We start from the raw sequence: 26,421 nt of genomic DNA, 5'->3' as shown, positions 1-26,421 counted from the left end.
TTACGCTCCCTGTAACTGATGAAGCTGTTGGGTTAAGTCATCCAACAACAGACGTTTTTTTTCATCTTCACGAACGCTGAGTTGCTTTTCTAATTTTTTAATTTGTACGCGTAATTTCGCCAGCTCAATCGTGGATTTTGCATCAAGCTTTGCTGCCATTTCTGGTTCTTTTTCAATGATCTGAATATCAGGTACAGCATCGTTCTGTGCTGAAAACTGGGCAAATAAAGCCGTATCAATTTCCGCACGAACCACTGGACCTTTACGGTGTAGGCGCTGTTTTTCTTCACGTTGAATATGTGCGTAATAGCGTTGTCTTAAATCATCTTGCTCAGCTTTGCGCAAGATTTCCGTTGGTATGCCGTCTACATCTGGAATAAGGTCAATACAGTCGACAGGACAAGGCGGGATACACAGTTCACAGCCTGTACACAGATCAGTCAAAATACTGTGCATGAGTTTACCCGAACCAATAATGGCGTCTACAGGACAGGCACTAATACATTTGGTACAACCAATGCATTCATCCTCACGAATGATTGCTTTCATTCTCTGTGGGCGGCCATCGGCTTGAATAGGCCAAACACTTTCCTCTGCAATTAATGCTGGTCGGTTTAGCAACTGAGCCAATGCATCGGCTACAGGCTGCCCGCCGGGTACACATTTATTGGCTGCTTCACCTTCGCTGATGGCTTGGGCATAAGGCAGACATCCATCACGATGTCCGCAGAGTCCACATTGGGTTTGGGGAAGGAGGGCATCGATATTTTGGATCAGGGAAATGTGCGAATTCATGCGTAAACCAATCCTGCAACTGAATTTGCAGAGATATTAGGAGAAATAGGTAGATCACTGAATTTTACCATGTTTTTTTTGATTAATCCTGTGTTCTAAAATGGTTCATTAACTGCATCATTTTTGAGCAAAAAAAGATTTTAAGCCTGTGTTTTCATTGGTGTTTTTTTATAACAAATTTCTAGGTATATTTTATATAAATAATTGTTATATAAATGATAAATATGTTTTTTTATAGAAATGTGTTGTGAATTGTTGGTAAAAGATATTTAATTGTTTGCGCCAAAATTTAACATTGTTTATAAAATTTGACCAATTTTGATCCATTTTCTGCTGAGGATTAAGCGTTGAAATATAACAGCCTTAATGAGTTTTTAGATTACGTGAAAACACGTGATGAACATCAACCCGAGTTTCTACAAGCGGTAGAGGAAGTCATGACCAGCCTTTGGCCGTTCATTGAAAAAAATCCTCGTTATGCAGACCACGGTTTGCTAGAGCGTTTGGTTGAGCCAGAGCGTGCGATTCAATTCCGTGTTTCATGGGTGGATGACCAAGGTCAAACCCATGTAAACCGTGCTTTCCGTGTTCAATACAACTCGGCGATTGGTCCATTTAAAGGTGGTATGCGTTTTCACCCATCGGTGAATTTATCGATCCTAAAATTCTTAGGCTTTGAGCAAACCTTTAAAAATGCGTTAACCACACTGCCAATGGGTGGTGGTAAAGGTGGTTCAGACTTTGATCCTAAGGGTAAGTCTGAAGGCGAAATTATGCGTTTCTGCCAAGCGCTAATGATTGAGCTATACCGTCACCTAGGTTCAAATACGGATATCCCTGCGGGTGATATTGGTGTGGGTGGCCGTGAAGTGGGTTATATGGCTGGCATGATGAAGAAGTTGAGCAATGACACTTCATCTGTGTTTACGGGTAAAGGTTTGACCTTTGGTGGTTCTTTGGCGCGTCCTGAAGCAACGGGCTACGGCACAGTGTATTTTGCTGAAGAAATGCTGAAAACCCGTGGCGACTGCTTCCAAGGTAAAACAGTCGCGATTTCTGGTTCGGGTAACGTAGCGCAGTACGCTGCTGAAAAAGCAATGTACTTAGGCGCAAAAGTCGTTTCATTGTCTGACTCTGCGGGTACGGTATATGTAAAAGCAGGCTTTACCGATGCTTTACTTGCTGAAGTGATGGAACTGAAGAATGTGAAGCGCGGTCGTATTTCTGAGTTTGCGTCTAAGCATGGCTTTGAATACTTAGAAGGTCAGCGTCCATGGTCTATTCCATGTGATATCGCATTGCCATGCGCAACTCAAAATGAGTTAGATCAGGCGGATGCTGAAGTACTCCTTACAAATGGAGTGATTTGTGTCGCTGAAGGGGCAAACATGCCTTCTACCTTAGATGCAGTCGAAAAATTCGTTGAAGCGAAAATTTTATATGCACCAGGTAAAGCATCCAACGCGGGTGGTGTTGCGACCTCTGGCCTAGAAATGTCACAAAATGCTTTGCGTTTGGGTTGGACTTTTGAAGAAGTCGATGAGCGTTTACATGCGATTATGAAAGAAATTCACCGTAACTGTGTGAAATACGGTACACAAGCAGACGGTACTGTGAACTATGTAAATGGTGCCAACATTGCAGGCTTTGTAAAAGTTGCAGATGCAATGCTTGCTCAAGGCGTATTCTAAGTTTATATACACTTAGAAAAATCCCAATAAAAAACCGAGGCTTTAGGCCTCGGTTTTTTTCTAGGTCATTGAACGATTACAATGAACCTTTTACCGCTTCACGTTCAATAATCATGTCTTGAACATAAGCATATTTTGATTGGTCAGCCGCAGGGTTGGCAATTTCAAAACGTTTAACACGTACGATTTGACGCTCTTTCGGATTGTGGGTGAAACCATCGATATGGTTATAGAATAACGTCCAGTCTTTATCGACCTGCGTTTTTACGCCATTTTCAGCATATTTAATTTCACGAACTTGTAGGCATTCCATACGGGCAACACCTGCAGAACATGTTTTGGTTTCTGGTGAAATTTCTAAGAAAACAGTTTCACCTTGGCTTTGATATTTCGATTCAGCAGTTTGCTTACCTGTGAATACAATTTTTTCACCCTTTGCCGATACCACGGTCAATGTTGGTGCATCAGGATCATTTAGGTTTAAAACAAACGGTGCTTTACGGTTATCAAATAAATCTGCTGCAACACCTTCTTGAGCCATGGCTTTTGGTTCACATGCCATTTGAGTCGCCATCAGGTTACCCGTTACAATTTGATTGTTTTCAACTTTCCAACTGGTACCCATACCGTTACAACTGGTTGCAATGCCTAAGCGACCTGCTTTTTTGTCAAAGTTTAAAACCAATGGTTTAGGCGCATCTGCGGTGTTTGCACTCCAATGGTAGTTTGCGAGTGTTTGATCTGCATTTTGTTGTTGTAGTACAGACACAGCCAAATCTCCTACTTTTTGAATATCAGATGATTGGCAAGCAGCCAGTGCGAGTGGGAAAAGGGCAATCGCTAAATATTTTAATTTCATGGGTTACAAGTTCTTGATTTAAAATAACAAGATACATGATATCCGATGTTGTTTTTAAAAGAATGGATACATTCAGTTCTTTTGGGTTTCAAAATGTATCCATAAATATTTTTTTTTAATATATAAGTAAAATTTATACATTAATCAAAACGGTAAATGTCCATGCCCAGTGCACCCATGGTAAAACTACTATGCACAATATTGAAACGATGACCTGTACCCATCGCAAAGAATATTGGGGCAAAGTGTTCCAACGTTGGGTGGTTACGACGGACAAAAGGAATCGATTCCCAGTCTAAAATGGCGTCAAAGTCCTGATGGCTAAGTTTCGCGACGACATGATTACGAAACGTCGATGCCCACTCAGGTACCGCTTGTGACTGACCGTGCCAAGACAGCTCAGCTAAGTTATGGGTAATACTCCCTGAGCCAATCAGCAAGACCTGCTGTTCGCGTAGTGGTGCAAGAGTTTGTCCAATTTTATAAATCTCCTCTGCCGACAGATTCATCGGGAGTGAAATTTCCACCACAGGGATGTCTGCATCTGGATACATATGGAGTAAAGGCATCCAAACGCCATGATCACGCGGACGAGTACTGTTTGCATGAGCTGAAAAACCCGCTTCTGCCAATAAATGTAGAATTTCTTCGGCTAAAACAGGCTGACCAGGTGCTGGGTAGCGAATGTCATAAAGCTCAGCAGGAAAGCCTCGAAAGTCATGCCATGTCTCAGGACGAACTCCAGTACTTACTTCAAGTGAGTTACTTTCCCAGTGAGCGGACATAATCACAATTGCTTGTGGTGTCGGTAAGTTTAGGCCTAAACGATGTAACGCAGGCCCAACTTGCTCTGGATTCAACGCAAGCATGGGTGAGCCATGAGAAATGAATAAGCCGGGTAGCGTTTGTAAGTTCATTGTGAAAGCCTAATAGCAGAAGATGAAAAGAATTTTGTCAGATTCTTATCATCTGTGTAATGGGGGAAATATCAACGTATTGTTCCAAAAAAAGAACAATAGTTGAGTTTAACCTGCACGATGATAAGGGTGATTATGGTTAATACTCATAGCTCGGTAGAGTTGTTCAATCAGCATCACGCGAACCATCGGGTGAGGTAAGGTCAGTTTGGATAAAGACCAATGCCAAGCAGCTGCTTTACGTACTGCTTCAGAGTGACCGTCAGGCCCACCAATTGCCAGTACAATATCATTGCCCTCAAGCATCCATCCTTTCATGGTTTCTGCCAGTTTTTCGGTGCTAAACTCACGACCACCGACTTCTAAAGCAATCAGCACTTCGTTTCCTTTCATTGCATTTAAAATGCTATCACCTTCAATTTGACGGTATTTTAAAATATCTGCTTCTGAATCATTTTTACCGCGCTTTGCCATTGGCAGTTCAATAATCTGCGTTTGCACAAAAGGTTGAATACGTTTGAAATAATCTTCAAAACCAGTCAGTACCCATGCAGGCATTTTTTGACCAATGGTCAGAATACGGATTTTCATAATGGGTCATGTATAAGGAGACGATTCATTATAACGGTGAAAGCAAGGCTTTGCAGTGAGACGAAACAAAATGCAATTGAATTCACTGAACTAATGTTGCTTAATTCAACAGATGAGAGGAATAAGAAATACTTGGAATAATAACAATGTGGCTCAAAACTTTAAAAAAACAGGCTTTTTTGTTGATTGTTGTACTGGGTACTTTCACAGGGCAGGTATTTGCAAGCAACGTCAAAATGGCTGATGAACAAAACCTACAAGTTTATTTGGAGCAAGTGATTGGTCAGGGCAAAGCACGTAACTATAAAAACCTTGATGAACTGAATCGTGTCTCTGCATGGATCAAAGAACAAATGCGCTTATTGGGCGTCCCATGTCACTATCAAAATTTTACTGCCAATCAGCAAATCTACCGAAATGTAGTGTGTAGTTTAAACGTCGGACGTCCAGACCGCGTGATTGTCGGGGCGCATTATGACGTCTTTGGCGATCAAGATGGTGCAGATGACAATGCCTCTGGTGTTGCCGGCGTGATTGAAACGGCACGTATTTTGGCAGAGCAAAAGGCTAAACTACCCAACAATGTGGACTTTGTGTTCTATAGTTTAGAAGAACCACCGTTTTCTAAAACTGAACAAATGGGCAGCTATGTGCATGCGAAATCAGTTCAGTCACAAAAAGATAAGATTAAAGGTGTGTATATTTTAGAAATGATAGGGTTCTTTAGCGAACAAACCATCCAAAGCTATCCTGTGGGCTTAAAGTGGATTTATCCAACCCATGGTAATTTTATTGCTACAGTGAGTAATGTCAGTTCACGTGATTTAGGCGCAGGATATTGTGCAGCGATGCAGAAACTTGATCAATTAGAATGTCAGCGTTTGGTTGCACCAAGCTTTGCCAATGCTTTTGATTTTTCAGATCATTTGAATTATTGGGAGTTTGATATTCCCGCAGTCATGATTACCGATACGGCATTTTATCGAAATGGTCACTACCATACCAAAGCAGACCGCTTAGCGACGTTGAATTTGACCAAAATGGCGAATGTGATCGATGGGCTGGTACAGCATTTATTGAAACCTTAATGTATTTTGAGCAATAAAAAACGCAGTTCCCAAGTAGCGAGAACTGCGATAAAAGGTCATCCGTCTGGAGAATCAGATGACCATGCAATTTCAAATCATCAATAAAAAGAAACATACAGCGCGTATCTGTTCTTATTATTTATATCGGGCTTTTTATCGATTTTTCAAGTCTGATGGATGATAGTGGAAAAGGTTTAATACAAAAAATCAAACAAGCTAGGCAAAAATTTGGAGTTTCATCCGTTTCACGTCATGGAATGTAGGCCAATCATATTTCCTTCGCTATCAAAGGCCAGCACAATAAAACCATATTCACCAATGGCAGTTTTTGCTTCATGAATTTTTCCACCAGACTCAACAAGCCGGCTCGCTTCATTCGCACAATCATCACATGAAAAATAGATTAAGGTACTGTTTTCTCCTGCGGATAGGCCTGGCATTTTCACCAGTGCACCTGAAGCGCCATAGGCTTGCATATCTGACGGGAAAGCCCACATTTGCAGTGAGTTATCATCCGCTGGTGGGGTTAATTCAGTTAATTGAATATTAAAAACAGATTCATAAAATTGTTTGGCACGAGATAAGTCATCCACATAAATTTCAAACCAACCAATCGGGTTTTTCATTTTAGTTGTCCTACATGTATCCCTTGATCAAATTATTGTAGGAAATAAAAGCATAAAGATGTGTGGTGTTATCTACAGTAAATTGTAATAAAAAAGAGAGCCGAAGCTCTCTCTTTACGATGCGGAATTAGTGGCGTGCAGCTTTTTTGCCTTCATCGACCGCTTTGACAATTGGTGCTTTGACCAAAGGCTCAGGCATAGAGGTCAACGCCAGTGGTAAAATCTCATCAATCGACTTCACCGCTTTAATCTCTAAACCTTCTTTAACATTGTCAGGGATTTCAGATAAATCACGGACGTTGTCTTGAGGAATGAAGACCAGCTTAATTCCACCACGGTGTGCAGCCAGAAGTTTCTCTTTCAAGCCACCAATGCGCATTGCACGACCACCGAGACTGGTTTCACCTGTCATGGCAATATCAGGGCGAATTGGGATGCCTGTGAAAGCAGAAACCAATGCAGTTGTTAACGCTAAACCTGCAGAAGGGCCATCTTTTGGTGTTGCACCTTCTGGTAAGTGAACGTGAACATCGGTTTCTTCGGAACGTGTCGACTCGATACCCAATTCATCTGCACGGGTACGCACGACAGTCATAGCAGCAGTAATCGATTCTTTCATTACATCGCCGAGTGAACCCGTGGTAATGAATTTACCTTTACCTTTGACCGCTGCAACTTCGATGGTCAACAACTCACCACCGACTGAAGTCCAAGCCAAACCGTTAACACGACCGACTTGTGCTTCATCTTCCGCCATACCAAAGTCAAACTTATGTGGACCTAAGTAATCTGGAAGATTGGCCGAAGTCACATCAACTTGCAGGTTTTTTGCCTTTTTGCTGACCGCTTCTTTTACAACTTTACGGGCAATTTTAGACACTTCACGCTCTAAGCTACGAACACCCGCTTCACGTGTATAACGTTGCACGATGTCACGAATCGCTTCTTCGTGAACAGTCAATTCTTTCGCACGTAGACCATTGTTCTTCATTGCTTTCGGAACAAGGTAACGCTCAGCAATATTGACTTTTTCATCTTCGGTATAACCCGGTAGACGAATCACTTCCATACGGTCAAGCAATGCTTCTGGAATATTCATGCTGTTGGCAGTACAGATGAACATCACTTCAGACAGGTCCAGATCAAGATCTAAATAGTGATCGTTAAACTTGCTGTTCTGTGATGGATCGAGTACTTCAAGTAACGCAGACGCAGGGTCGCCGCGGTAGTCTTGTGCCATCTTGTCGATTTCGTCGAGCAAGAACAATGGGTTCTTCACGCCAACTTTCGTTAATGACTGCACAATTTTACCCGGCATCGCACCGATATAGGTACGACGGTGACCACGGATTTCCGCCTCGTCACGCACGCCACCGAGTGCCATACGTACAAACTCACGACCTGTTGCTTTGGCAACCGATTCACCCAGTGAAGTTTTACCTACACCTGGAGGGCCAACCAAACAAAGGATTGGGCCTTTGAGTTTTTTCACGCGAGATTGAACCGCTAAATATTCCACGATACGATCTTTCACGTCATCTAAGCCGTAATGATCGGTATCCAAAATTTCTTGCGCTTTGCTTAAGTTAATGCTGACTTTGCTAGCTTTATTCCAAGGCGTATCTAAGATGGCCTCGATATAATTGCGCACCACAGCCGCTTCGCTAGACGCAGGTTGCATTGCTTTGAGTTTACGGAATTCGCTTTCAGCTTTTTTGCGCACGTGTTCAGGCAAATCAGCTTCGGCAAGACGTTTTTCAATTTCGGCAACGTCATCTTCCGCGCCGCCATTCATGTCAGAAAGCTCACGCTGAATGACCTTCATCTTTTCATTGAGGAAGTATTCGCGTTGATTTTTCTCCATTTGACGCTTCACTGAGTCATGTAAAGTTTGCTCAATCTGTTGTTCTTCAGATTGTTGCAATAAATACGTCATCAGTTCTTGTAGATGTGCTTCGAACTCATCGTGTTCGAGGAATTTTTGCTTTACATCAATATTCAGTGGAACACGGGTCGCTACGAAGAATAACAATTGCAGTAAATCGTCAATCTTGTTCGCTGCAGCAATCAGTTCACGTGCGTTACGTAGTTTTGCTTCAGCGTATTGTGCAAACAGGGCACGTAATTCTTGAACACGTGTTTCTTGCGTTGTTTCGTCAATGTGGACTGACATTGGGCTAAGCGCATGTTCTGCGGTTAGATAATCATTTTCATCAATGATTTTTTCTAGCTTTGAACGATGCAAGCCTTCAATTAATACTTTTATACAGTTTTCATCATTTTCATGATTCACAACTTGCACAATCTTCGCGACAGTACCGTATTGATATAAGTTGTCGTGATCAATTTCTTCTGAAAGAGAATCTTTTTGAGCAACTACAAATACTAGATTGTCACTGTTACGAGCCACATCAACTGCATTGATCGATTTTTCACGACCTACAAATAGCGCGATTTGCATGTATGGATACACCACCACATCACGTAACGCTAAAAGTGGTAATACACTTGGAACCTGAGGCTCTAAGGTTTCTTGATTCATAATAATTTCAGACATGGGCACTCCTAATGAGTGACAACGGTGTTGCCATGTTTTTTATAGTGATGGGTATTTTAAAAAATACAAGGGCAGGTCAAAATAAATTGTATAAAAAATGACTAAACATGTGATTTTTAAGTATTCTCAACAGTCAAAAATGTCAATTTTAGCGCTTGAAGCGTAAATGCTGTTGAGGGGTCAGCAGTCCATCTAAAGGTTGATCCCATTTTTCTCGAATCAAGCGCTGTGGCACCAACTGGAAGTGATGAGCCAAACCAAGACGAAATGGACGGTGATAGCGTGCAGAAGCCAAGGTTTTATCGTAAAAACCACCGCCCATGCCAATGCGTGTGCCATAAGGATCACAAGCCAATAAGGGCATGAGTAGCAGGTCTAAATGTGAAACGTGCTGACCACGTGTTGCCATAGGCTCTTGCATACCTAGCGGATGGTGTGAAAAGCGTTTATTTTGAAATTGATTGCGTGAAACTTTGACCCACACCAAGCGCTGATTCATATTGCAAATCATCGGTAAATACACCGACTTTTTTTGATGAAAGCAATATTCAATGATTTTATGGGTCTGAATTTCCCCAAAAGCATGTAGGTAGATCCCAATACGGGTGGCATGTTTGAATTCGGGCACACGTCTTAAACGTTGTAAAATTTGCAATTCGGACTGCTGCTGTTGATAGGCGGAAACTTGTCTGCGTTGTTTGCGAAGCTGTTTTCTGAGTTGGGCAAGTTCAATCGACATGGTGAACGCAGTCCTGAGTATCGAAATAGTGAGTGTTAAAGTGAGCGCCAAATTTAAAAGATGGCATCTGTTTATGGCGTAGCCGTTGAACCTTTTTTCAGTTCTTGCAAAATTGGGCAGCAACTGTCAGTGGTGGTTTTACATTCATCCACCCAAGTTGAAAGACGTTGTTTCAAAGCATTCAGCTCTTGAATCCGTTGATCAATTTTTTCAAGTCGTTGCTGAATCACATGACGGACTTTTTCGCGATCGTCCAGTTGCAAATGCAATAGATCTTGAATTTCACTGAGCTGTAAGCCCGCATCTTTGCCTTTTTGAATAAAGCTTAAGGTTTCAATGTCTTGTTGGCTGTAATAACGATAGTTTTGTGTGGTTTCAGGAATGCGCATGAGACCAATTCGCTGATAATAACGAATCGTTTCCACATTCACCTGACAGTGTTTTGCCAGCTTGCCGATAGTGAGCATAAAATAATCTCCAAAAGGCTTGACTCAGTACCTAGGTACAGACTTTATGCTAACACAATCAAAAAATAAAAGGTGAGTCAGAATGAGTGAGCAACACAAAATGTCTTGCTGTTCTAAACAGAAATTAGCGCCGATGGTGGTGAATATCGATCCTGTCTGTGGGATGACGGTCGCAGAAGACTCTCCTCATGTGTATGAGCATCAAGCAGTTCGTTATTTGTTTTGTTGTTCAGGCTGTTTAAAGAAATTTTCGGCCAATCCAGAGGCTTATTTAACATCAGAAAAAGCGCCCAGTGCTTGTTGCAGTAAACCCAAAGTAGATTTAGCTGAGGCATGTTCTCAGGCGAAAGAGGAAGGCACATTAGTTGCATCTAAGGGTTGTGGTTGTGGATCAAAACCTGTGTCAGATGCAGAGAAGACCACATTTATTGACCCTGTGTGTGGCATGACCGTCAAGGACTTAAGTAAACCGCATACTGAATGGCAGGGGCAAAACTACTACTTTTGTAGTGAAAAATGTTTGCAAAAGTTTATTGCAACCCCAGAGGCTTATGTAAAGGCTGAACGTTCAGATTCTGTAGTTAAAGCCTCAGGTTGTTGTGGTTCGACCTCGAAAGTGGCTGAGGAAAAAACGTCTTATTGTGCGCCCAAACCGCAAACAGAAGCAGACAGCAAAGCCAGTTGCTGTACACCCAAGCCGAAAGTAGAAGCTGCCAAAAGTAGCTGCTGTGGTGGTGGGAAACATCAACATGAACACAGTACTCAATCGGCGTCAGCAGAGTCTATTGACCCGGTGTGTGGCATGTCCGTTGACCCAAATACAGAGTTAAAAACTGATTATCAGCAACAGACCTACTATTTCTGTAATCCTTCTTGCTTAGACAAATTTCAGGGAGATCCTGAATTTTATCTGATTCCACCCGATCAGCGTCCTGTGCCTGAAGGGGCTGCTGATATGGACTATACCTGTCCGATGGACCCTGAAATTGTACAAAAGGGACCGGGGACGTGTCCGATTTGTGGTATGGCACTCGAGCCGATGCAACCGACTTTAGATGATGCACCGAACCCTGAATTGGTGGATTTTAGCCATCGCTTTTGGATGACCTTGCCGCTGACGTTGATTGTATTTGTACTGGCGATGGGTTCACATATTCATAGTTTCATTTCACCGCATATTCAGCCGTGGATTGAGTTGGTCCTAGCGACTCCTGTAGTGCTATGGGCGGGTAAACCGTTTATTGAGCGTTGCTGGACCTCGTATAAAACCCGCAACTTAAATATGTGGAGCCTCATTGGTGTCGGGGTGTTGGCGGCCTATATCTATAGTGTGGTGGCAACGATTTTCCCAAGTGTGATTCCAATGGAAGCCAAAACGGGGCATGGCGTTGCAGTGTACTTTGAAGCAGCCTGTATGATCGTATCTTTAAGTTTGCTTGGTCAAATCATGGAGCTGAAAGCACGTGCCAAGACAGCAGATTCACTCAAAGCCTTACTCAAACTGCAAGCCAACACAGCCAAGTTGGTTCAAAACGATCAAGTGGTTGAAGTGGATATTGGCATGGTCAAACAAGGCGATATTTTACAAATTTCCTCGGGTGAGCAGATTCCACTAGATGGTGTGGTGGTGGAAGGCAAAACCTATGTCGATGAAGCCATGATGACAGGCGAACCTGTACCTGTGAAAAAGCAAATGCATGACACGGTGATCGGCGGTACGGTCAATCAACAAGGCAGTATTCGTATTCAAACCACGGCGGTCGGGGCGAATACTACTTTGGCGAAAATGATTCAGACGGTGGCAGAAGCACAGCGTTCTAAAGCACCGTTACAACGTTTGGCCGATGTGTTTGCCAAGTATTTTGTGATTGTGGTGTTACTGATTAGTGTGTTGACCTTTGCCGCTTGGATGGTGTTTGGTGGTGCACAATTTGATTTGGCACTGATGTGTGCGGTGGCGGTACTGATTATTGCCTGCCCATGTGCGCTGGGTTTGGCGACGCCAATGTCAGTGATGGCCACCACCGGTCGTGCGGCACAAAAAGGGGTACTGTTTAAAGATGCAGAGGCGATTGAAGCTTTAAGTAAAGTGAATACGCTGATTGTCGATAAAACAGGGACTCTGACGGAAGGTAAACCGAGTCTTAAAGAAATTCAGTTGCTCAGCCCAAATGTGGAACAAGCACAAGTAGAACAGTGGATTGCCTCGATTGAGCAGTATTCTAGTCATCCGATTGCACAGACTTTGACTCAAATAGTTCCTGCACAGCAATTGCTTAAAGTGGCAGACTTTGAGGATGTGACTGGTTTTGGCGTCAAAGGGCAGATTGGCGAGCAAACCCTCTATATTGGTAGCCAAAAGCTGCTTGAACAGCTCGGCATCACTTTAGATGATACTTTGCAAAGCCAGTTGAACCAGCAGCGTGCGACAGGCAATGTGATCAGTTTCTTAAGCAATAGCCAAGAAGTACTGGCTTATATTGCTATTCACGATGCGATTAAAGTCAATGCCCAGCAAGTAATTCAGCAGTTGATTGATGATGGTATTGAAGTGGTCATGGCAACAGGTGACCATGAACAAAATGCCCAGTTGGTGGCTAAGGAATTGGGTATTCAACAAGTCTATGGCAACTGTACGCCAACTGAAAAACTGGAGATCGTGAAGAAATATCAGGCTCAGGGTAAAATTGTGGCGATGGCGGGAGATGGCATTAACGATGCACCAGCCTTAGCGCAATCCAATGTCGGAATTGCCATGGGAAACGGAACTGATATTGCTAAACAAACCGCGCAAGTCACCTTAGTTAAAGGCGACATTCGTGGTGCAGCCGATGCACTACATATGGCGAAACTGGGTGTTCGTAATATGAAACAGAACCTTGCTTTTTCCTTTGTGTATAACGGTTTGGGTGTACCTGTTGCAGCAGGAATTTTCTATCCATTGACGGGTTTATTACTCACCCCAATGTTCGCTGCGGTGGCGATGTCACTGAGCTCACTGTCCGTGGTTTTAAACGCTTTGCGCTTACAGAAGAGTAAATAAGCACTTTTAGATTTTACAGTCTCTTTTTAAGTTGAGTTTTAAAAAGCATCTTTTAAACAAAGGTGCTTTTTTTATGATGATTCGTGATGGAATGAAGAGTAGTGCGAATAAACATTAAGCCTTTCAAGCGTTTTTTCTTAATTCAACTTGATTTAAATAGCCTTGATTGGGTTAGGCCGAGTCAATTGGTTAAAAGATGCAAAATGGATGTAATTGGGCAAGAGGTAGAGTTTTAATGAGCGTCATCTTGTGAGTCATTTTGAAATTATATAAAACAGGAACTTAAAAAATAGTGATAACTGCCGTACTATAAGCGGGATGGAGTAAAGGCAGGATTCAGGGTGAATTTAAAAAATCTAGCAGCATTTTATTGGGTTGTGACTTTAAATAGTTTCAATAAGGCTGCCACAAAATTACAAACGACCCAACCTGCCGTTTCACAAAAAATCACCTCTCTTGAAAATGATTTAGGCTTTAAAGTACTCGATCGCAGTTTTCGACAGCTTAAACCCACCCATAAAGGCATGACCCTGTTTAAATATGCTGAAAAGTTTATGCGTTTGGAAACCGATTTGGTGGCTGAGCTGACTGAAAATCAACACCTAACAGGAACAATTCGTTTAGGTGTTTCTGAGACGATCGTTTATACGTGGTTGGTTGAATATATCGAAAAAGTACAAAAAGAGTTTCCCAAAGTTTCTGTGGAAATTGTGGTGGATTTAACCCCAAATTTGCAAGAAGGTGTGCGTACAGGGGATTTGGACATGGCCTTTTTGCTGGGTCCGACTTTGGCTTTCGAGTGTGTGGAGCAGGCGCTGTGCGACTTTGAACTGAGTTTTTTGGCAGCTCCATCTTTTAAAGGTGGTGTGGGCCAAATGTCGTTTAAGGCATTAATGTCTCATACCATTTTAACTTACCCGAAAATTACCTATCCCTATAAAGAGCTCAAGGCCAAAATGAAAGAGCAGGCACTAGATGAGCCGCTTTCAATTACCAGTTATTCGCTTGCGACCTTATTGCGTCTTGCAGAGCAAGGTTTGGGGATCGCCGTTGTGCCGACCTTAACGGCGCTAAAGGAAATTACAGATGGTCGTTTAGAGATTTTAAATACACCGATCCAGCTCAAAACCTTTCATTTCACCTCGATTTATATGCAAGGAAATGATGCTGCCTTGAAAGAGAAATTAACCGATGTCGCAGTCACTGTTTCTGAAAGTGCAATGAAAAGACTGCTTGAGAAAATTAAAAAATAATTGAGGCGTACGCAGTTTTTTGACAAGCGACGTTTCTTTATCTCAAACCGTAATTTGTTTGAAAAACTATAAAAGCAGCTTATCGTGTGTGATAAGTAAAATTTATCATTAGACTTTTAATAAATAAAAAACAATAAAATACAGTTATTTAGTTTTAATAGTGGAGGTAAAAAGTCGTATTGTTCATCGCGCTTGCCTATGTTCTTATTTCAAATAGAAGATTTGATCCGCCATGGCTTTGGTTGGGCAACAGGGAATCTTTGTCAGTTAAAGGGATTTAAGAACAGAATTTGTAAGCAAAATGATGTTCTTGGTTCAACTTGAAAATAGCGTTATTAAGCTCAAATGGACGAGGAACGCATTAAATATGTCTTTATTAAAATCTTCTTTTTTATCAGATCGCCAATGGGCCATTGTTGCTTCAATCTTCATGATGGCAACCTCTGCCATGGGACCTGGTTTTCTAACTCAAACCGCGGTCTTTACTGTGAAATTAGGTGCGGCGTTTGGCTTTGCCATTCTCGTGTCTATTTTGATTGATTATGTAGTTCAGCAAAATATTTGGCGTGTCGTAACACTGACGCAAATGCGTGCCTCGGATATTGCCAATAAAGCCTTGCCGGGCAGTGGTTACTTACTGGCTTTTCTGGTCATTTTGGGTGGCTTCTTCTTCAGTATTGGTAATATTGCAGGCGCAGCTTTAGGTCTCAATGCATTATTTGGTTTGGACACTAAATGGGGTGGCATTTTAAGTGGTGCTTTAGCCATTTTAATTTTTGCTTCAAGAAAAGCCACCTTGGCCATGGATAAAAGCATGATCGTTTTGGGGTTGCTCAAAATCATCTTGATTATCATTGTTGCCGTCATTGTGATGCCACCTGTGGGCCAAGCTGTTCATCAAACGTTTGCACCCGACCAGATTGATTTTGCCATCATCACCACGATTGTCGGTGGAACGGTCGGCGGCTATATTTGCTATGCAGGCGCCCATCGTTTACTGGATAAAGGCGCGGTTGGCCCTGAAAATATTGATGAAGTCGCAAGAGCTGCAACCAAAGGTATTGTGGTTGTGGGCATCATGCGTTATGTGCTGTTTTTAGCTTTCTTGGGCGTGGTGGTGAGTGGTGCAAGTATTGATTTAGCCAGCCATGATGCCAATCCCGCAGCGCAAGCTTTTCAATATGCCGCAGGGACTTTTGGTTATAAATTATTTGGTCTGATTTTCTGGGCAGCAGGGATCAGTAGCACCATTGGTGCCGCTTATACTTCGGTTTCATTCTTTACTGCATTTAAGAAAAACCTCAGTCCAAAACAAACCAACTACACCACCATTACATTTATCTCTTTAGCTTTACTACTGTATGTCCTACTGGGCGCAACCCCTGCTGGATTGTTGATCTTCGTTGGTGGTTTTAATGGTTTGGTACTGCCAATTGGTTTGACTATTTTTGTTTATGTTGCCGCTTGCCGTAAAGATATGATGGGGAATTATAACTATCCAAAATGGTTACTTATTTTGGGTGTACTCACATGTATGTTGACATGGTGGATGGGCTATATGTCCTTTACCACAGTCTTTAATTATTTAACCAAACTTTAAGCCAGTAGACGGTGAAGTGATAAAGGAATTAAGCCATGTTTGTAGATTTAAATAGTGACTTAGGTGAAAGTTTTGGTTCGTGGAAAATGGGCAATGATGACCAAATTCTACCTGTGGTGACAAGTGCCAACATTGCATGTGGCTTTCATGCAGGAGATCCGCTGGGGATTTTAAAGACACTGCGTAAAGCTGTTGAATTAAATGTCACGATTGGCGCGCATGTATCTTATCCAGACCTCGTCGGTTTTGGTCGCCGCAATATGGATGTATCACGTGATGAGCTGATTGCCGATGTGTTGTATCAAATCTCTGCACTGGATGGTCTAGCTAAAGTGGCTGGTTCTCACGTGCAATATGTGAAACCACATGGCGCACTGTATAACACCATTGCACACGATCACGCTCAGGCCGCTGCGGTGATTGATGCTATCAAGATGTATAACCCAGAACTGGTTTTGGTGGCACTGGCTGGTTCCCACTTGGTTGAGCAAGCACGTGCAGCAGGTTTAAAGGTTGTATCTGAGGCTTTTGCAGACCGTGCTTATAACAGTGATGGCTCATTGGTTTCACGTCGTTTGGACGGGGCTGTTTTACATGATTCGGCCTTTGTGGCACGCCGTGTGGTGTCTATGTTGAAAAATGGCGGCGTTGAGTCGATTGATGGTGTATTTACCCCTATCCAAGCGGACACGATTTGCTTACATGGTGACACCGCAGGTGCTTTAGAGATGTCGGCTGCGATTAAAGCTGAACTGCTAAATCATCATATTGAAATTCGTCCCTTTGTCTTAAAGCATGAGGAACTACGCAATGTATAAGGATATCCGAGTCGATTCAGCGCAGCTTGAAGCCGCTTTAGCTGCACGTTTAAAAATCCGTGCAGGCTTTGACAAACCAACGGCGGGTATGGCTGCGGGCATGACGCAGGTCAATATGATTTCGGTGCCTAAAGATTGGGCTTATGATTTTCTACTGTATGCACATCGCAATCCGCAAAGCTGTCCTGTTTTAGACGTGTTAGAAGAAGGTGTTTATGCTACAAGACTGGCAGAAAACTCAGATATACGCACCGACTTTCCACGTTATCGCATCTGGAAAGAGGGTGAAATGGTCGATGAAGTCACGGATGCGAGTGACATTTATCATGCACATCCTGACTTGGTGACGTTTCTAATTGGTTGTAGTTTCTCTTTTGAAACAGCACTGCAGGAGGCGGGCATTGAAGTTCGTCATATCCATGATCAGACCAATGTACCGATGTATTTGAGTAATATTCAATGTCAGCCTGCGGGTCGTATTTCGGGCAATATGGTGGTTTCTATGCGCCCAATTCCATCCCATCAAATTGCGGATGCCGTCAAAATTACAGCACGGATGCCAAGTGTGCATGGTGCGCCTGTACATATTGGACATCCTGAAGGTTTAGGCATTCGTGATGTGAATCAGCCAGACTTTGGTGATGCTTCACGTATTGAGGCTGGGGAAATTCCAGTATTTTGGGCTTGTGGTGTAACCCCACAAGCAGCGGTGATGAACTCAAAAATTCCTTTTGCCATAAGCCATGCACCCGGTCATATGTTGATTACCGACATTCCTGATCGTGCATGGATGGGTTAAGCGGCACTAAAGAACAATTAAAAGGATAGGCATATGCGTTTTTTATCGGTAAACGCGGATTGTTTTCTTATAGAGCTTGCCAGCCTAGAGGAAACATTGGCGTTGTACAATAAATTGCACACGATGCAATTGAATGGAATTAAAGACTTAGTCCCTGCTGCAAAAACGATTTTGGTATTTTTTAATGAAATCGAGACCACCTTTAAAACACTGGTTACTTCGATTCAGACTGTAAAAATTGGTTCAGGTGTTGAGCGTAATGTCCAAGAGCTGATTATTCCTATTTGCTATACGGGCGAAGATCTTGCTCAAGTTGCAGAGTTACAAGGGCTTTCAATTGCTGATGTTATCTTGAAGCATCGTCAAAGTGTTTGGAATGTGGCTTTTATTGGCTTTGCGCCGGGCTTTGCTTATATGAGCAGTCCCGATCGACCTTTTACAGATATTCCTCGTTTAGCCGTACCACGTAAAAAAATACCGTCGGGTTCTTTGGGACTGGCAGGACAATATTCGGGGATTTACCCGAAAGATAGTCCGGGAGGCTGGCAGCTGATCGGTACGACTGTTGAAAAAATGTGGGATCTAGAGCGTAAAAATCCAGCGCTATTGTTACCAGGAATGACGGTCCATTTTGAAGATGTCACACATCAACCAACCACGGTTAGCGTAGCACAGCAAGTCACTCGTACAGTTGAGCCCAAACAATCCATGCCTTTGTTTACGGTAACTGCACCGAGCCTACAGATGCTGATTCAAGATGAAGGGCGTTTTAACCAGACCAAGATAGGGGTTGGTGTTGCAGGGGCGATGGATGTATCGGCGATGCACAGTGCAAATCGAATTGTTGGTAACCCAACTCCGACGCCTGTGATTGAAGTTTTAAATGGTGGTTTGAAAGCCAAAATGCATCAGTCCGCAGTCATTGCGGTTACGGGAGCGATTTCAAACATCCACGTGAAATTTAGTGATGGCCAAAAGGCTGACTTTGGTAGTTATCAGGCGATTGCCCTTGATGAAGGTGATGAATTTCAGATTCAAGCACCGACGGCAGGACTGAGGAATTATCTGGCGATTCGTGGTGGTATCGACGTGCAGCCTGTGCTGAATAGCGCCTCATTTGATAGTTTGGCCATATTGGGGCCAGAACCTATAAAAATGGGGGATACGGTTTATCAAGGACAGGTTGAAGTTTCAAATATCAGTATTACCGAAATTGCGAAGTTACACTTGCCCAAAGTCGGCGATGTGGTTGAGCTCGACATTGTGATGGGACCGCGAACGGATTGGTTCGAAGCGGAGAGCATTGAGCGCTTATGTCAGCAAGCTTGGCTTGTGACGAATGAAAGCAATCGGGTTGGACTGAGACTTTCAGGTGAGCAGCCGTTGCAACGCAAAATTACCCATGAGTTGGAAAGTGAGGGAACTTGTATTGGTGCCTTACAGATTCCGCCAAGTGGACAGCCTGTATTGTTTATGAATGACCATCCTTTAACTGGTGGCTACCCCGTGATTGCGGCTGTGGCGAAGCACCATTGGGACTTGGTGGCGCAGATTCCAGCAGGTTGCCAAATCAAATTTAAAAAAATGACTGAATTTACAGATTTTGAGAATGAATGATGACTACTGAAAAATTATTAATTGCAAACCGTGGTGAAATTGCCGTTCGTATTATTCATGCTTGTCGTGATATGGGTATTAGCTCAGTTGCGTTATATGCCGATGATGATATGGATAGTATGCATGTCGAACTGGCGGATGAAGCATGGGGGCTGGCGGGTGCAACTGCACGTGAAACCTATTTAAATATTCCAGCCATTCTTGAGGTTGCTAAAAAATCTAAGGCGACCATGGTTCATCCGGGTTATGGCTTTTTATCTGAACGTGCTGAATTTGCACAGGCCGTAATTGATGCAGGCTTAAAGTGGGTCGGGCCGTCACCTAGCGCCATTGAAAAGTTGGGTGATAAAATTGAAGCACGTAAGATAGCCGCTTCAGTGGGCGCACCTTTAGTTCAAGGCACACAAGACCCCTTGAATAATGCTGATGAAGCACTCGAGTTTGCAAAGCAGTTTGGTTTACCTATTGCGATTAAAGCCGCATTTGGCGGTGGTGGTCGCGGTTTAAAAGTTGTTTGGAAACTGGAAGATGTAAAAGAGCTGTATGATTCGGCTGTACGTGAAGCGCAAGCTGCCTTTGGCCGCGGTGAGTGTTTTGTTGAGCAATACTTAGATCAACCACGCCATGTCGAAGCGCAAGTGATTGCCGATCAACATGGCAATGTAGTGGTTTTAGGTACACGTGACTGTTCTCTACAACGTCGTAATCAGAAGCTGATTGAAGAGGCCCCAGCGCCTTTTATCAGCGATGCAATTTATGAAGAAATTTTAACTTCGGCTAAAAATATCTGTCAGGCAGCCAACTATGTCGGTGCGGGTACCGTTGAATATTTGCTGAGCCGTGATGGAAAGCTTTCATTTTTAGAGGTTAATACCCGTTTGCAGGTGGAACATCCTGTTACTGAAGAAACGGCCAAAGTCGATTTGGTGGTCGAGCAAATTCGTGTGGCTCAAGGTCATGAACTTTCAATCAAAGAAACCCCGAAAGTGCAAGGGCATGCCATTGAGTTTCGTATCAATGCTGAAGATCCTGCTCGTGGCTTCATTCCTGCATTTGGTGTATTGAGTTTATTTGAAGCACCTTTTGGTCAGGGCGTACGCGTAGACACAGGTGTTCGTACTGGTTCTTTGGTGTCGAGTCATTTTGATTCGCTCATGGCAAAACTGATTATCACTGGCCCGACACGTGAGGTTGCTATTGCTCGTGCTAAACGTGCGCTGAAGCAATTTAAAATTGAAGGGGTTGCGTCGGTTTTAGACTTTCACCGTGCTGTATTAAATGAAGCTGATTTTACCGAAACATTTAATGTCCATACTCGTTGGATTGAAAATGATTTTAAACAGGACTTAAAGCCAACGAAACGCAGTATTCCGAATCATCAACAGCCGATGTTACTCAGCTATATTGAAATTGATGGGAAATTACATCGTTTAGGCTTACCTGCGGGCATGTTTGCACAAAACCCTGCAATTATATCTCATGACCAACCAGCTACAGAAACAGCAGTGAGTGCTGAACACTTACTTGCTCCAATCAATGGCGTAATTAGCGCTTGGAAGGTAGAAAACGGGGAGCAGGTAGTAGAGGGGCAAGTGGTTGCGATTATGGAGGCCATGAAAATGGAAGTCCCTGTACTTGCACATCAAAGCGGAATGATTCAATTGACAGCTTTGCAAGGCACAACTTGTCACGCAGAGCATATTATTGGATCGATTTGCTAAAAAAATAAATCATTTGAATGAACCTGATGCAGCATTCAGCTAAGTCAGGTTTTTGTTTGGAAATTTTTAAAAATTGAGGGCTGGTTAGCTTTGCTCTATAGAAAAATAACTTGATAAAGGTTGAATAGCCAAATAAAAGCGTTATTTAAAGAGATAGAAATATTCAATAATCATTTTGTTTGGTAACTGGAAGACAAGATGAAAACGATAAAGTTAAAAAATAAAAGAGTATTAACGATGTATGTAATTATTATTTTTAACTAAATAAAGTACTCCGAAGATGCCGCTGCATGTGTCGTTACCCTGAACCCGATGAGTTCAAGGTGGACGCGACGTATACTTGCTGGGTTTCCCACATGAAAGTGGGCATACACTCTAAATATACAGAACACATCCATAAGTTTAAGTATCGGCAGGGGAATAGACCCGCTGGCGAACACCTCAGAGTTGCCTTAAGTATAACGAATATCACACTGATGGCAACTCATACACCGCTACGAACTGTAAACAACTGGAGTAAGTGTTGATACTTTATTCAATTAAGTCGAGTTTAAACAAGTTCTGCAACCTCATCGATAATATTTGCCAGTAATCGTTCTGCGTGTGCATACTCTTGTAGTGTTTTATTCATCGACAACACTTCTTGCATTAATTCTAGTGCCACCATAATGATAATTTTACTGGGTTCTACCCGTGGCGCTTTACGGCGAAACTCATCATATTTATCATTTAAAAGCAGAGCTGCACGTTCAAGGTCGGCTTTTTCTTTTTCCGTTGTGACTAAACGAAAGCTATGACCTAAGACACGTAATTCAACGGTAATTGGTTCGCTCATAATTAAACTTCCTCGCCAGCTTCAGTAGGGTGGGCAAGTTGTTGAATTTCTTGCGCGTGATGATCTTGCTCTGTGCCTAAAACAGCCAAACGTTGGATGATGGCTTCGACTTTAGCTTTGGCATGCTCATTTTTTTGTAACAATCTTTCACGTTCTTGCTGAAGTGCTTGGATTTCTTGCTGAGCTTGACGCTGATCATTGTTCATTTTTTCTTTAATTGCACGTAATTCATTACGTTCAGCCAAGATTTCCTGAAAGCGATTTTTTAAATCCGTACAACTTTTTTCCAAACGACTATAACGATCGGCCAAAGCAGTCGCATCAGTGTTTAAGTGTTGATATTGGGTCTGAGCGCTGCTTAATTGCTCAGTTAAATCATCAATTTGTTCTTGCTTCTGGGTAATTAAGCCATTTTTTTGCACAACTTGAGAACGGTGCTGTTCTTCAGCATCCAGTTTAGCTGCATTTAAAGTGCTATTTTCACTTTCAAAATGAGCAAGTCGCGTTTTTAAAACGCCAATATGCGCCTGTAGACGCTGTAATTCTTCTAACATATCGTGGTCGCACAGTGCTGCAAACAAAGGTAATATATAAGAAGTATAGAGATTGGATAAACGAATGCAAGACGATATTTCAGGTTGGTCAGAATGGCAGCCAAATTTTTCTAAAATTGAAGAGATTTCTAGCCCAAGTGAGTTACATGGTTTACTCACAGGTATCATTTGTGTAACTCAGGCACCGAGCCGTGAAGAGTGGCAACACATCCTCACGACTTTGGAAATTCCAGAGTTAAGCGAAGAAGCTTTGGCGTTGTTAGCCGATGAAGCAGAAGATGTCGCACATGCACTTTCTGACGATGAATTGGACTATTTACCATTACTTCCCGATGACACACATACGCTGGCAGACCGTGTACAAGCTTTGGCTGATTGGTGCGCAGGCGTAGTGCTGGGCTTTGGTTTGGCGTCTGGTCATATTCGCCCAGATGAAATGGAACTGATCGAACATTTACAAGATGTCGCGGCAGTTGAGTTTGAAGAAACCGATGATGATGAAGAGGGTGAACAAAGCTATCAAGAATTATACGAGTTTGTACGTTTAATTCCTGTGAGCTTATCTGTAGGCCGCAAAAAGATTGCGGTAGAGGAAAGTTCGCTGCTTAAACACTTTCATAACAAGCAACAAATCGACCGTTCTGTAACAGAAGCGAACAATGTTGTAGAAATGTTTACGCCGCATCGCCCAAGCTGATTGGCATAAGACTTGCTGCGCGTACATGATAGGGTGCGCGTGGCAACTTTATTCTTTGGTATAAAAAGGACAGATCAAACATGAAACTAACGCAAGTGGATTTTCAGGAACGCCGTGACCGTTTGGCTGCACAAATGGGTCCGAACAGTATTGCCATTATTGCAACCAGTCCAGTGGCGATGCGTAATCGTGATGCAGACTATAAATACCGTACCGATAGCAGCTTCTTTTATCTAACTGGTTTTGCTGAGCCCGAAGCCGTGGCAGTCATTGAAACCTTTGCCGAAGACGATGAAGACGGTTACAGCTACAGTTTGTTCTGCCGTGAGCGTGACCGCGAGATGGAAATCTGGAATGGTTACCGCGCAGGTGTGGATGGGGCGGTAGAAGAATATGAAGCTGACGAAGCGTATGCGATAGATTTGTTAGATGAAGAAATCATTGAAAAACTCTTAAGCAAAGAAAAATTATTCTATCGTATTGGGCAACAGCCTGAATTTGATGCGCGTGTAGCAAAATGGATCACGACTGCCAATGGTGAGTCACGTCGTGGGACTGCTGCACCTGCACAAGTGATACAGCTAGACCGTATTTTAGATGAAATGCGTTTGTTTAAGTCAGAACAAGAAATTGCATTGATGCAAACAGCTTCTGATATTTCCGCACAAGCGCATACTCGTGCCATGCAAGCCATTAAGCCCGGTATGATGGAGTATGCTCTTGAAGCTGAGCTTAATTATGTATTTGGGCAAAATGGCTGCGTGCCGTCGTATAACAGCATTGTCGGTGGTGGTGAAAATGCTTGTATTTTGCACTATGTAGAGAACAACAAAGAGCTAAAAGATGGCGATTTGGTGCTGATCGATGCAGCGTGTGAGTATGAATACTATGCTTCCGACATCACCCGTACTTTCCCCGTCAATGGAAAGTTCAGCCCTGAGCAAAAAGCACTTTATGATGTCGTCCTTGATGCACAACTTGCCGCAATTGACGCAGTGCGTGTAGGGAACTCGTATAAAGAACCACATAATGTTGCTGTGCGCATTTTAGTCCAAGGTTTGCTTGATCTGGGTATTATGCAAGGTGATATTGAAGAGATTATCCAAAAGGAAAGTTTCCGTCAGTTTTATATGCATGGTACAGGACATTGGCTCGGTATGGACGTGCATGATGTCGGTTCATATAAGCAAGAAGGTGTGTGGCGTGCCTATGAAGAAGGCATGGTGGTGACTGTTGAACCGGGCTTGTACATTGCGCCTGATGATGAAACGGTCGATGCGAAATGGCGTGGTATTGGTATTCGTATTGAAGATGACATCGTAGCAACCCAAAACGGTCCACTGAATTTGACTGCGAAAGTGGTGAAGTCGGTAGAAGAGATTGAAGCGTTAATGGCGCGATAAATATAATTTACTGTATAAAAGCCGATCATGTGATCGGCTTTTATTTTTTATAAGGTATTTATGTTGAATAGAGAACTATAATATTTATAAATAAAAATTTTAGTTATTTCATCATCATTTTTATTCACAACAGAAATTAGGCAGCATGAAAGATTTATCTAAGTTAAAGCATAGGATTCAGGCAAAGACGTTAGATTTAGTTACACAGAGAAATGGGGCTTCAGTGTATCAAGGGCAATCCTCTCAAGGAGAAGTCTTTATCAAAATAGCAAATATTCAAACGGCTAATGATCGTTACTGTGAAATCTTAGAAGCTCTCAAAGAATTTCCACTAACACCAAAGGTATTAAATAAGTTTGAATGGGAAGGTTCTTCTATCCTTGTCATAAGTGCCATAGAAGGTACTCAAGTCGATCAAGCATTAAAGAATTGTACGCGGGTACAGAAAATCTCTTTGCTTGGGAATGCAGGACGAGTGAACCGTACCGGGTTTGTCGGAGACTTTTTATTTAAGTTAGGCCACCTGACCTAACGGGTTAATCTTATCATAGTACATTGCTTCAAAATCAAAAGGTGATACATAACCTAGTGCACTATGTACACGCTCTTTATTAAACCAATCTACCCAGTTTAGTGTCGCAAGTTGTACATCCGCTAAACCTTGCCAATCTGCTTTTAAATATTTAATCACCTCTGTTTTGTATAAGCCATTCACCGTTTCAGCCAAAGCATTATCGTATGAATCACCAGTCGTACCGACTGATGCTCGTAAATTTGCTGCTTCTAAACGATTGGTATAGCGAATGGAAAGATATTGCACACCCCTGTCGGAATGATGAATCACATTCTTTGGCATGCCTCGATCGTGCAATGCTTGCTCCAATGCATCGAGCACCATATCTGTATTCATCCGTGTAGATACTTTCCATCCAACAATTGCTCGTGAGAACACATCAATAATAAAGGCGGTATATACCCAGCCTGAATTTGTTTGAATATACGTAAAGTCTGCGACCCATAGCTGGTCAGGCTGATCTGCACTAAAATCCCGTTTCACTAAGTCGGCTGCTCGTTTTTGATCATCTCGGCTACGGGTGGTTTGTTTATTCTTACCACGCCAAACACCTTGTATACCTAGCTTTTGCATCAATCGAGCAACTGTACAACGTGCAATAACATAACCCTCACGTTTTAATTTTTGCCAGACTTTACGTACACCATATCGACCTGAACTTTCCTTCCAAATTCGTTTAATTTGTTCAGCATGATGCAAGTCATGTAAATCTCGTTTCGCTCGATGCTCTGGATTGTCCGCGAGATCTAAAGTTCGGTAATAGGTTGAAGGTGCGATCGGTAAAATTCTACAAATCGCCTCGACTCCGTACAGCTCTTTATTATTATGGATAAAATCCACCATTATTTGTGTGGGCGGTCGAGCTCCGCCTGGGCGAAAAAAGCGGCTGCTTTGCGTAGAATTTCATTGGCTCGTTGCAGTTCTTTATTTTCGCGTTCAAGTTGTTTAATGCGTTCTTGGTCTGAAAGCTGCTGTACTTTGATTGGATTCCGTTGATTTAAATGCTTCTGATGCCAGGAACGTAGTGTTTCAGGAGTACAGCCAATCTTGGGTGCAATTGCTGTGATTGCAGCCCAAGTAGAAGGATAATCTTTTTCGGATTCAATCAATAATTGAACCGCTCTATCTCTGATTTCAGGGGTATATTTGGGTTTTTTCATCGGAACATTCTCTCAGG

22 protein-coding genes, 1 other RNA gene, 1 pseudogene and 1 other annotated feature are annotated in these 26,421 nt (G+C 42.7%); of the genes and pseudogenes, 12 read left to right on the top strand and 12 right to left on the bottom strand.

Annotation, left to right across the window (positions count from 1 at the left end; genetic code table 11):
- On the bottom strand, positions 1-795 hold the full coding sequence (locus AC4CUZ_RS15915) for an RnfABCDGE type electron transport complex subunit B (RefSeq protein ID WP_151836196.1): 795 nt from the start codon (positions 793-795) through the stop codon (positions 1-3).
- A 347-nt stretch (positions 796-1,142) separates the two neighbouring features.
- Between AC4CUZ_RS15915 and gdhA the strand changes: the two genes are divergently transcribed.
- The gene (gdhA, locus tag AC4CUZ_RS15910) at positions 1,143-2,486 is read left to right on the top strand and encodes an NADP-specific glutamate dehydrogenase (RefSeq protein WP_087010569.1); all 1,344 of its coding nucleotides are present in this window, start codon (positions 1,143-1,145) and stop codon (positions 2,484-2,486) included.
- A 76-nt stretch (positions 2,487-2,562) separates the two neighbouring features.
- Here the strand turns inward: gdhA and AC4CUZ_RS15905 are convergent, their stop codons facing one another.
- The 3 genes from AC4CUZ_RS15905 to rlmH all read right to left on the bottom strand — a co-directional run bounded on the left by AC4CUZ_RS15905 (position 2,563) and on the right by rlmH (position 4,853).
- Positions 2,563-3,345: a DUF4377 domain-containing protein gene (locus AC4CUZ_RS15905; protein ID WP_087010571.1), complete on the bottom strand. Its 783-nt coding sequence runs from the start codon at positions 3,343-3,345 to the stop codon at positions 2,563-2,565.
- A gap of 140 nt (positions 3,346-3,485) precedes the next feature.
- A complete protein-coding gene (locus AC4CUZ_RS15900; RefSeq protein WP_005399833.1) occupies positions 3,486-4,262 on the bottom strand; it encodes a dioxygenase family protein in 777 nt (258 codons plus the stop codon).
- A 108-nt stretch (positions 4,263-4,370) separates the two neighbouring features.
- Positions 4,371-4,853, bottom strand: coding sequence for a 23S rRNA (pseudouridine(1915)-N(3))-methyltransferase RlmH (rlmH, locus tag AC4CUZ_RS15895; RefSeq protein WP_004980899.1), 483 nt, complete (start codon positions 4,851-4,853; stop codon positions 4,371-4,373).
- Positions 4,854-4,999: 146 nt separating this feature from the next.
- Between rlmH and AC4CUZ_RS15890 the strand changes: the two genes are divergently transcribed.
- The gene (locus tag AC4CUZ_RS15890; protein ID WP_151836197.1) at positions 5,000-5,941 is read left to right on the top strand and encodes a M20/M25/M40 family metallo-hydrolase; all 942 of its coding nucleotides are present in this window, start codon (positions 5,000-5,002) and stop codon (positions 5,939-5,941) included.
- Positions 5,942-6,186: 245 nt separating this feature from the next.
- On the opposite strand, the gene AC4CUZ_RS15885 is transcribed toward AC4CUZ_RS15890, so the two are convergent.
- From AC4CUZ_RS15885 to AC4CUZ_RS15870, 4 genes are all read right to left on the bottom strand, one after another.
- The gene (locus AC4CUZ_RS15885; protein ID WP_151836198.1) at positions 6,187-6,567 is read right to left on the bottom strand and encodes a VOC family protein; all 381 of its coding nucleotides are present in this window, start codon (positions 6,565-6,567) and stop codon (positions 6,187-6,189) included.
- Positions 6,568-6,694: 127 nt separating this feature from the next.
- On the bottom strand, positions 6,695-9,124 hold the full coding sequence (lon, locus tag AC4CUZ_RS15880; RefSeq protein ID WP_490747900.1) for an endopeptidase La: 2,430 nt from the start codon (positions 9,122-9,124) through the stop codon (positions 6,695-6,697).
- Between the two features lie 148 nt (positions 9,125-9,272).
- Positions 9,273-9,863, bottom strand: coding sequence for a 5-formyltetrahydrofolate cyclo-ligase (locus AC4CUZ_RS15875; RefSeq protein ID WP_151836199.1), 591 nt, complete (start codon positions 9,861-9,863; stop codon positions 9,273-9,275).
- A gap of 71 nt (positions 9,864-9,934) precedes the next feature.
- Positions 9,935-10,330, bottom strand: a complete 396-nt coding sequence (locus AC4CUZ_RS15870; protein ID WP_151836200.1) for a MerR family transcriptional regulator — start codon at positions 10,328-10,330, stop codon at positions 9,935-9,937.
- A gap of 82 nt (positions 10,331-10,412) precedes the next feature.
- Here AC4CUZ_RS15870 and AC4CUZ_RS15865 point away from each other — a divergent pair, with 82 nt between their 5' ends.
- The 7 genes and pseudogenes from AC4CUZ_RS15865 (at position 10,413) to AC4CUZ_RS15835 (ending at position 21,181) form a co-directional block, all read left to right on the top strand.
- Entirely contained in the window at positions 10,413-13,373 is a 2,961-nt protein-coding gene (locus AC4CUZ_RS15865; RefSeq protein WP_151836201.1) for a heavy metal translocating P-type ATPase, read from the top strand.
- A 341-nt stretch (positions 13,374-13,714) separates the two neighbouring features.
- Positions 13,715-14,626 (top strand): LysR family transcriptional regulator MumR, encoded by a 912-nt coding sequence (gene mumR, locus AC4CUZ_RS15860; protein ID WP_151836202.1) that lies wholly within the window; start codon positions 13,715-13,717, stop codon positions 14,624-14,626.
- A gap of 345 nt (positions 14,627-14,971) precedes the next feature.
- Positions 14,972-16,226, top strand: a pseudogene (locus AC4CUZ_RS15855) (NRAMP family divalent metal transporter).
- A 35-nt stretch (positions 16,227-16,261) separates the two neighbouring features.
- Positions 16,262-17,044 (top strand): LamB/YcsF family protein, encoded by a 783-nt coding sequence (locus tag AC4CUZ_RS15850; protein ID WP_151836204.1) that lies wholly within the window; start codon positions 16,262-16,264, stop codon positions 17,042-17,044.
- On the top strand, positions 17,037-17,843 hold the full coding sequence (locus AC4CUZ_RS15845; RefSeq protein WP_151836205.1) for a putative hydro-lyase: 807 nt from the start codon (positions 17,037-17,039) through the stop codon (positions 17,841-17,843). The genes AC4CUZ_RS15850 and AC4CUZ_RS15845 overlap by 8 nt, the downstream gene beginning before the upstream one ends.
- 33 nt (positions 17,844-17,876) lie before the next feature.
- Positions 17,877-19,460, top strand: coding sequence for a 5-oxoprolinase subunit B/C family protein (locus AC4CUZ_RS15840; RefSeq protein ID WP_195728798.1), 1,584 nt, complete (start codon positions 17,877-17,879; stop codon positions 19,458-19,460).
- Complete coding sequence (locus AC4CUZ_RS15835) at positions 19,460-21,181, top strand: acetyl/propionyl/methylcrotonyl-CoA carboxylase subunit alpha (RefSeq protein ID WP_171500563.1); 1,722 nt, start codon at positions 19,460-19,462, stop codon at positions 21,179-21,181. Before AC4CUZ_RS15840 ends, AC4CUZ_RS15835 begins: the two co-directional genes overlap by 1 nt.
- A gap of 267 nt (positions 21,182-21,448) precedes the next feature.
- Here the strand turns inward: AC4CUZ_RS15835 and ssrS are convergent.
- The 3 genes from ssrS to AC4CUZ_RS15820 all read right to left on the bottom strand — a co-directional run bounded on the left by ssrS (position 21,449) and on the right by AC4CUZ_RS15820 (position 22,570).
- Positions 21,449-21,632, bottom strand: a non-coding RNA gene (ssrS, locus tag AC4CUZ_RS15830) — 6S RNA.
- A gap of 99 nt (positions 21,633-21,731) precedes the next feature.
- A complete protein-coding gene (locus AC4CUZ_RS15825) occupies positions 21,732-22,016 on the bottom strand; it encodes a cell division protein ZapA (protein ID WP_151836208.1) in 285 nt (94 codons plus the stop codon).
- A 2-nt stretch (positions 22,017-22,018) separates the two neighbouring features.
- The gene (locus tag AC4CUZ_RS15820) at positions 22,019-22,570 is read right to left on the bottom strand and encodes a hypothetical protein (protein ID WP_010326327.1); all 552 of its coding nucleotides are present in this window, start codon (positions 22,568-22,570) and stop codon (positions 22,019-22,021) included.
- 64 nt (positions 22,571-22,634) lie between these two features.
- On the opposite strand from AC4CUZ_RS15820, the gene AC4CUZ_RS15815 reads away from it, so the two are divergent.
- The 3 genes from AC4CUZ_RS15815 to AC4CUZ_RS15805 all read left to right on the top strand — a co-directional run bounded on the left by AC4CUZ_RS15815 (position 22,635) and on the right by AC4CUZ_RS15805 (position 25,202).
- Positions 22,635-23,267, top strand: a complete 633-nt coding sequence (locus tag AC4CUZ_RS15815) for a UPF0149 family protein (protein WP_151836209.1) — start codon at positions 22,635-22,637, stop codon at positions 23,265-23,267.
- Between the two features lie 80 nt (positions 23,268-23,347).
- A complete protein-coding gene (gene pepP, locus AC4CUZ_RS15810; RefSeq protein ID WP_151836210.1) occupies positions 23,348-24,670 on the top strand; it encodes a Xaa-Pro aminopeptidase in 1,323 nt (440 codons plus the stop codon).
- 145 nt (positions 24,671-24,815) lie between these two features.
- Positions 24,816-25,202: a hypothetical protein gene (locus AC4CUZ_RS15805; RefSeq protein ID WP_490747899.1), complete on the top strand. Its 387-nt coding sequence runs from the start codon at positions 24,816-24,818 to the stop codon at positions 25,200-25,202.
- On the opposite strand, the gene AC4CUZ_RS15800 is transcribed toward AC4CUZ_RS15805, so the two are convergent.
- Positions 25,185-26,404 (bottom strand): IS3 family transposase gene (locus tag AC4CUZ_RS15800; RefSeq protein WP_490747898.1). Its coding sequence is split into 2 segments (ribosomal slippage): positions 25,185-26,128 and positions 26,128-26,404, totalling 1,221 coding nucleotides; the frame shifts between segments, so codons are not numbered across the junction. The two genes, AC4CUZ_RS15805 and AC4CUZ_RS15800, sit on opposite strands and share 18 nt — an antisense overlap.
- Positions 26,013-26,129 (bottom strand) — a sequence feature (AL1L pseudoknot). (Overlaps the previous gene by 117 nt.)
- Positions 26,405-26,421: the final 17 nt, after the last annotated feature.

This window comes from Acinetobacter sp. 789_lipA (genome assembly GCF_058242845.1).
This window is presented reverse-complemented; position numbering and strand designations above follow the sequence as displayed.